Consider the following 7,245-nt stretch of genomic DNA (forward strand, 5'->3'; position numbering starts at 1 on the left):
CCATGCCCGCGCGGCTCAGGCCGGCAGCGGGCGGGTTTGTGGCGTGGCGCTGATGGCCGGCGCGCTCGGCAGGCGAGTCAGGCGCAGGGCGTTGAGCACCACGGTCAACGAACTGATCGACATGCCGACGGCGGCCCACACCGGAGTGATCCAGCCGAGGGCGGCGAACGGCAACATGAGGCCATTGTACAGCGCCGCCCACAGCAGGTTCTCGATGATTACCCGACGGGTACGCCGCGCCAAGGTGAAGGCTTGTACCAGTGCGTCGAGGCGATTGGACAGCAGCACGGCGTCGGCGCTGGTTTTTGCCAGATCAGTGGCCGAGCCCATCGCCACGCTGATGTCAGCTGCAGCCAGCACGGGCACGTCGTTGACGCCGTCGCCAAGCATCAGCACCTTGCGACCTTCCTTGTGCAACTGTTGCAGCACTTGCAGCTTGTCATCCGGGCGCAGGCCGCCACGGGCCTCGTCAATGCCCAGTTCAGCTGCAACGCTGGCGACCATCGGCGAGCTGTCGCCGGACAGCAGCAAGGTGCGCCAGCCACGCGCCTTACAGGCAGCGAGCAGGGCGGGCGCATCGTCGCGCAAGCGGTCATCGAGAACAAACCACGCCAGCGGCCCCGAGCTGTCACCGAGCAGCAACCATTGGCCCGCCTCGTCCGGCAGTGTTGGCAAAGGCGAGCCGCTGAGGGCGCAGACGAATTCCGCCTGACCGATACGCAAGCGCTGTTCGCCGACCAAACCTTCCAGGCCCAGGGCTGGCGTGCTGTGGACTTCTTCAGCCGCCAGCGGTGCACGGCCGAAGGCTCGGGCAATCGGGTGTTCCGAGCGATTTTCCAGAGCGGCGGCGAGGCTCAAACACTGATCGCTGTCCAGCGCACCGAGCGGCCGGATCGAGCGCAGCACCAGTCGGCCCTCGGTGAGGGTGCCGGTCTTGTCGAAAATCACCGTGTCGATCTGGTTCAAACCCTCCAGCACATGACCACGGGTCAACAGCAAGCCGAGTTTGTGCAGGGTGCCGGTTGCGGCGGTAAGCGCCGTCGGCGTCGCCAGGGACAAGGCGCACGGGCAGGTCGCCACGAGCATGGCCAGCACGATCCAGAAGGCCCGCGATGAGTCCAGCTCCCACCACACCAGGCCGATTACGGCGGCAGCGATCAGCGACAACAGCAAAAACCACTGGGCGGCGCGGTCGGCGATTTCCGCCAGGCGCGGTTTTTCCGCCTGGGCGCGGTCCAGCAGGCGGACGATAGCCGACAGGCGCGTGTCCTGGCCGAGTGCCAGGACTTCAACGGTCAGCGCGCCCTCTACGTTAAGTGTTCCCGCGGTCACCGCATCGCCCAGGGTGCGCGGTTGCGGCAGGTACTCGCCGGTGAGCAGGGACTCGTCGACGCTGGACTGGCCGTCGAGGATCTTGCCGTCCGCCGGCAGGATCGAGCCCGCTTGCACCAGAATTCGATCGCCCAGGCGCAATTCGCTGAGCAGGATGCGTTCGCTCTGACCTTCTGCATCAAGGCGCAGACACGAGGCCGGCAGCAAATTGACCAGTTGCGCCGTGGCGGCGGCGGTACGTTCACGCGCGCGACGTTCCAGATAGCGCCCAGCGAGCAGGAATAAGGCAAACATGCCGACCGCGTCGAAATACAATTCGCCGACGCCGGTGATCGATGTCCAGATCCCGGCGATGTAGGCACTGCCGATGGCCAGCGATACCGAGACATCCATGGTCAGGTGCCGTGTGCGCAGATCGCGCATCGCCCCTTTGAAGAACGGCGCGCAACTGTAAAACACGATCGGCGTGGTCAGAAACAATGCGACCCAACGCAGGATCGTGTGCAGCTCGGGGCTGAGATCGATGTTGAATTCCGGCCATGTCGCCATGGTTGCCATCATCGCCTGGAACCACAGCAGCCCGGCCACGCCGAGTTGGCGCAGGGCGAGACGATTTTCACTGGCCAACTGTTCGCTGGCGCGGTCGGCCTGATAGGGGTGCGCGGCGTAACCGATGTGGCGCAGTTCGGCGAGGATCTGGCTCAGCGGCACTTGCGCATCGGCCCAGCGTACGTGCAAACGATGGTTGGACAGGTTCAGCCGTGCTTCGGCGACGGCGGGCAGCGTGCGCAGGTGTTTTTCGATCAGCCAGCCACACGCGGCGCAGCTGATGCCTTCCATCAACAGCGTGGTTTCGGCGAGGTCGCCTTCATGACGGACGAAAGGTTTTTGCACATCGGCGCGGTCGTACAGCGCCAGTTCGTCCACCAGCTGCACCGGCAGGGCTTCGGGGTTGGCCGATGCTTCGCTGCGATGCTGGTAATAACTTTCCAGCCCCCGGCCACGATGGCTTCGGCCACGGCCTGGCAACCCGGGCAGCAGAACTCGCGGGTTTGCCCCAGCACAATGGCGGTGAAGCGGCTGCCGCCCGGGACGGGTAGGGCGCAGTGGTAGCAGGGGGTTGGTGTGGTCATGGGGGAAATCTAGATCTTCCGGGAGCTGCTGAGAACCCTGTAGGAGCGAGCTTGCTCGCGAAGAACGAATGAGCGCCGCGGGGTATCAGGCTCCCAGCGTTATCGTTGACGTCCATCGCGAGCGAGCTCGCTCCTACAGGGGGCGCGCAGGCTTTATTTTTTCAGGTCTTCCGCACCCTGCAGCGGCTCGTCGCCCAGCAGCAGGTCCTTGTCATGGCTGACCTGTTCTTCTTCGAACATGCGCCAGGTCTTGTCGTTTTCCACGCCCAGCAGCTCGACAAACCGACGCCCTTCAACCTTGTCGTTCACCTGGCCAATGTAGCGGCCGGCCTCGGTGTCGCTGTGGGTCAGGGTGATCTTGCGATCCTTTTCCGGCTGCGTCGGCGAGATCAGGTTCAGTTCCAGGGTTTTTGGCTGGCTGTCACCGCTCAAGCGCAGGTCGACTTCGCCGGTCACGTCATCCAGATGCACGTTGGCGCGCATCTTCAGGTTCTGCGCGAGCAACTCGCGATCCAGCGAACGGTTGATGCCTTTGCCGGCCTCGTAGTAATTGTCGTTGACCAGGTTGTCCGGGTTGTTCACCGCGATGGTTACCATCGACAAGGTCAGCGTCACCGAGCAGGCCAGGATGGCGATGATGATCCATGGCCAAAGGTGCTTGTACCAGGGGCTTGCGGCGTTTGCTGCGGGCATGTTCAGTTCTCTCAACGGATTTGTGGGCCGATGAATCGGCTCTTGGCTTCAACGTGGACGCTGTCGTCATCGGCATCCTTGAGGATGAATTTCACCTCGTTGGTGCTCGATGGCAGTTGTTCCGGTGCGCTCGACAGTTCGACCGGCATGCTGACTATGTCGCCGGCCGCGACCTTGATCTCGCGCTTGCCTTGCAGGCGCAGGTCCGGCAGGCCGGTTGCTTCAAGCAGGTAGGTGTGGTCACGCTGGTCTTTGTTCATGATCTTCAGGCTGTACACGTTTTCGATCCGGCCTTCGGCGTTTTCGCGGTACAGCACACGGTCCTTGCTGACGTCGAAACCAACCAGCGAGCGCATGAAGAACGCGGTGACCAACAAACTGATCATCGCTAGCAACACGATGGCGTAGCCGATCAGGCGTGGCCGCAGTTTATGGGTTTTCTGCCCGGACAGGTTGTGTTCGGTGGTGTAGCTGATCAGGCCGCGCGGGTAGTCCATTTTGTCCATGATGCTGTCGCAGGCATCAATACACGCGGCGCAGCCAATGCACTCGATCTGCAGGCCGTCGCGGATGTCGATGCCGGTCGGGCAGACCTGCACGCACATCGTGCAATCGATGCAGTCGCCGAGTCCCAGGGCCTTGTAGTCGACGCCTTTCTTGCGCGGGCCACGGCTTTCCCCGCGACGTGGATCGTAGGAAACGATCAGCGTGTCTTTGTCGAACATCACGCTCTGAAAGCGCGCATATGGGCACATGTAAATGCACACCTGCTCGCGTAACCAACCGGCGTTGCCGTAGGTGGCGAGGGTGAAGAAACCGACCCAGAAGTACGACCAGCCATCGGCCTGGCCGGTGAAGAATTCGAACACCAGTTCGCGGATCGGCGAGAAGTAGCCGACGAAGGTCATGCCGGTGACGAAACCGATCAGCAACCACAGCGCGTGTTTGGCGAATTTGCGTGCAAACTTGTTGGCGCTCATCGGCGCCTTGTCGAGCTTGATGCGTTGGTTGCGGTCGCCTTCGGTGACCTTCTCGCACCACATGAAAATCCATGTCCACACGCTTTGCGGGCAGGTGTAACCGCACCAGACTCGGCCGGCATACACCGTGATGAAGAACAGGCCGAAGGCGGCGATGATCAACAGACCCGAAAGCAGAATGAAATCCTGTGGCCAGAAGGTCGCGCCGAAGATGAAGAACTTGCGCTCGGGCAAATTCCACCACACCGCTTGATGGCCGCCCCAGTTCAGCCACACCGTACCGAAATACAACAGGAACAATGCCGCGCCGCCCATCATCCGCAGATTGCGGAACAGGCCGGTGAAAGCGCGGGTGTAGATTTTTTCTCGAGAGGCGTAAAGGTCAACGCTGTTGTTCGCGTTTTTGCTCGGTGGTGTGACGTCGTGTACCGGAATCTGGTTGCTCATCATTGCATCCCACGGCAGTGGAAAAATGCCTCGGTCGATACGTGCCAACCGCGGTCAAAAAGGAGTGTTGCAGTGGCGCAATGATACGCCTGTCGCTCTAGCTCAAGGGTGCGACCTTTGGTCGCGTTGGGAGAATTTATCCGATGGTGTAATGACTTGAATCAATTGACTTGTGAGTCATGGCCGGTTTTCGCAGCGCCAGGGCCCTCCCATGACCGTAAATCCAATCCCCTACAGGTGAAGCGTTAAGCGAGCATAGGCCATAAACAAAACGGCCCCGCCCATTCACATGGGCGGGGCCGTTTTTATTGCATCAAAGGTTACTGGGCATCTTCCGCCGGTGCTTTTTCACCGTGGGACAGGCTGTATACGTAAGCCGCCAGCAGGTGCACCTTGTCGTTGCCTTGCAGTTGTTCCTGCGCTGGCATCTGGCCCTGACGGCCGTAACGGATGGTCTGTTGCAGTTGCGCAAAGCTTGAACCGTAGATGAACGCGCCCGGGTGGGTCAGGTTCGGCGCGCCCATGGCGGGGGTGCCTTTGCCTTCTGGACCGTGGCAGGCCACGCAGTTGGCGGCGAACAGTTTTCCGCCGTTTTCCGGGTCAGCCTTGGTGTCTTCCGGCAGTTTACGGCCATCGAGTTTGGTCACGACGAATGCAGCGACGTCGGCCACGCCTTGCTCACCGATCACTTCAGCCCAGGCCGGCATCACCGCGTGACGACCGCCCATGATGGTGGTCTTGATGGTTTCCGGTTCGCCGCCCCAGCGCCAGTCGGCGTCAGTCAGGTTAGGGAAACCGTAGGCACCCTTGGCGTCGGAACCGTGGCACACCGAACAGTTGGAGGCGAAGAGGCGGCCACCCATTTTCAGTGCTTGCGGATCCTTGGCGACTTCTTCGATTGGCATCGCGGCGAACTTGGCGAAGATCGGACCAAACTTGGCGTCCGAACGAGCCATTTCCTTTTCCCACTCGTGCACGCCGGTCCAGCCCGTCTGGCCGTTGGCGAACGCGGTCTGCTTGTCGTTATCGAGGTAGTTATAGCCCGGCAGCAGACCTTTCCAGTTGCCCAGGCCAGGGTACAAAACCAGATAACCCAGTGCGAACACGATGGTGCCCACGAACAGCATGAACCACCATTTCGGCAGTGGGTTGTCGTACTCCTCGATCCCGTCGAAGGAGTGCCCGACCGTCTCGTCCGTCTGTTCGCTGCGCTGGCCCTTGCGGGTCGACAACAGCAGCCAGGTCAGGGCGAAGATCGTACCGAGACTGAGGACTGTGACGTACAGACTCCAGAATGTAGTCATTCTTTGTTACTCCTAGAAGCTTGCTCGACGTGCTTGATGGCTTCGGGATCATCCGCAAAAGGCAACAAGGTCGCGTCTTCAAACTCCGACTTGCGCTTGGGGCTGAACACCCACAACGCCAGACCGATGAAAGCCACCATCACAACAACGGTGCCCAGGCCACGAATCATCCCGATATCCATCCAGATCACCGTTTGCTTTTGATGATGGTGCCCAGGCCTTGCAGATAGGCCACCAGCGCGTCCATTTCGGTTTTGCCCTTCACGGCGTCCTTGGCCCCGGCGATGTCTTCGTCGGTGTAAGGAACGCCGAGCGTGCGCAACACTTCCATTTTCTTGGCCGTGTCTTTGCCGTCGAGCTTGTTTTCCACGAGGAACGGGTAAGCCGGCATTTTCGACTCAGGCACCACGTTGCGCGGGTTGTACAAGTGCGCACGATGCCAGTCATCGGAGTAACGACCGCCCACTCGGGCCAGGTCCGGACCGGTACGCTTGGAACCCCACAGGAACGGGTGATCCCAGACGCTTTCACCGGCAACCGAGTAGTGGCCATAGCGTTCGGTTTCAGCACGGAACGGACGGATCATCTGCGAGTGGCAGCCGACACAGCCGTTGGCGATGTAGACGTCGCGGCCTTCCAGTTCCAGCGCCGAACGCGGCTTCATGCCTTCGACCGGTTTGTTGGTGACATCCTGGAAAAACAGCGGAACGATTTGGGTCAGGCCGCCAACGCTGACGGCGATGACCATGAAGAAGGCCAGCAGGCCAATATTCTTCTCGACAGCTTCATGCTTCATCAGTGAGCTCCAACGACAGCGATCTGGGCGGCGGCTTCGGCTTCAGCCGAATTCGAGGCGAGCACGGTGCGACAGACGTTGTAAGCCATCAGGAACATGCCGCTGGCGAAGAATGCACCGCCCAAGGCACGAACGATGTAGCCCGGGTGGCTGGCTTGCAACGCTTCAACGAACGAGTAGGTGAGGGTGCCGTCGTCGTTGATTGCACGCCACATCAGGCCCTGAGTGATGCCGTTGACCCACATCGAGGCGATGTAGAGCACGGTACCGATGGTCGCGAGCCAGAAGTGCGCGTTGATCAGGCCGATGCTGTGCATCTGCACACGGCCGAACAGTTTCGGGATCATGTGGTAGATCGCGCCGATCGAGATCATCGCCACCCAACCCAACGCACCGGCGTGTACGTGGCCAATGGTCCAGTCGGTGTAGTGCGACAGCGAGTTCACGGTCTTGATGGCCATCATCGGGCCTTCGAATGTCGACATGCCGTAGAACGCCAGGGAGACCACCAGGAACCGCAGGATCGGGTCGGTGCGCAGCTTATGCCAGGCGCCCGACAG

6 protein-coding genes and 1 pseudogene are annotated in these 7,245 nt (G+C 61.0%); all 7 read right to left on the minus strand.

Translation table 11 applies throughout. The features are described from left to right. Positions 1-15: 15 nt before the first annotated feature. Positions 16-2,465: pseudogene (locus JFT80_RS13935) on the minus strand (heavy metal translocating P-type ATPase). 153 nt (positions 2,466-2,618) lie between these two features. Continuing rightward, positions 2,619-3,158: a FixH family protein gene (locus JFT80_RS13940; protein WP_201148242.1), complete on the minus strand. Its 540-nt coding sequence runs from the start codon at positions 3,156-3,158 to the stop codon at positions 2,619-2,621. Between the two features lie 11 nt (positions 3,159-3,169). Beyond that, positions 3,170-4,585 carry a cytochrome c oxidase accessory protein CcoG gene (gene ccoG, locus JFT80_RS13945; protein ID WP_201148243.1) on the minus strand — a complete coding sequence of 472 codons (1,416 nt, stop codon included), beginning with the start codon at positions 4,583-4,585 and terminating at the stop codon, positions 3,170-3,172. A 320-nt stretch (positions 4,586-4,905) separates the two neighbouring features. Further along, positions 4,906-5,889 (minus strand): cytochrome-c oxidase, cbb3-type subunit III, encoded by a 984-nt coding sequence (ccoP, locus tag JFT80_RS13950; RefSeq protein ID WP_201148244.1) that lies wholly within the window; start codon positions 5,887-5,889, stop codon positions 4,906-4,908. Then, positions 5,886-6,071: a CcoQ/FixQ family Cbb3-type cytochrome c oxidase assembly chaperone gene (locus JFT80_RS13955; protein WP_003175465.1), complete on the minus strand. Its 186-nt coding sequence runs from the start codon at positions 6,069-6,071 to the stop codon at positions 5,886-5,888. The genes ccoP and JFT80_RS13955 overlap by 4 nt, the downstream gene beginning before the upstream one ends. Before the next feature lie 5 nt (positions 6,072-6,076). Beyond that, a complete protein-coding gene (ccoO, locus tag JFT80_RS13960; RefSeq protein ID WP_064116879.1) occupies positions 6,077-6,685 on the minus strand; it encodes a cytochrome-c oxidase, cbb3-type subunit II in 609 nt (202 codons plus the stop codon). Further along, positions 6,685-7,245 (minus strand): cbb3-type cytochrome c oxidase subunit I (locus tag JFT80_RS13965; RefSeq protein ID WP_201148245.1); only part of this gene is annotated, 561 nt, incomplete at its 5' end. The genes ccoO and JFT80_RS13965, both read right to left, overlap by 1 nt.

The sequence above is a fragment of the Pseudomonas sp. TH10 genome (assembly GCF_016651255.1).
Lineage (GTDB): Bacteria > Pseudomonadota > Gammaproteobacteria > Pseudomonadales > Pseudomonadaceae > Aquipseudomonas.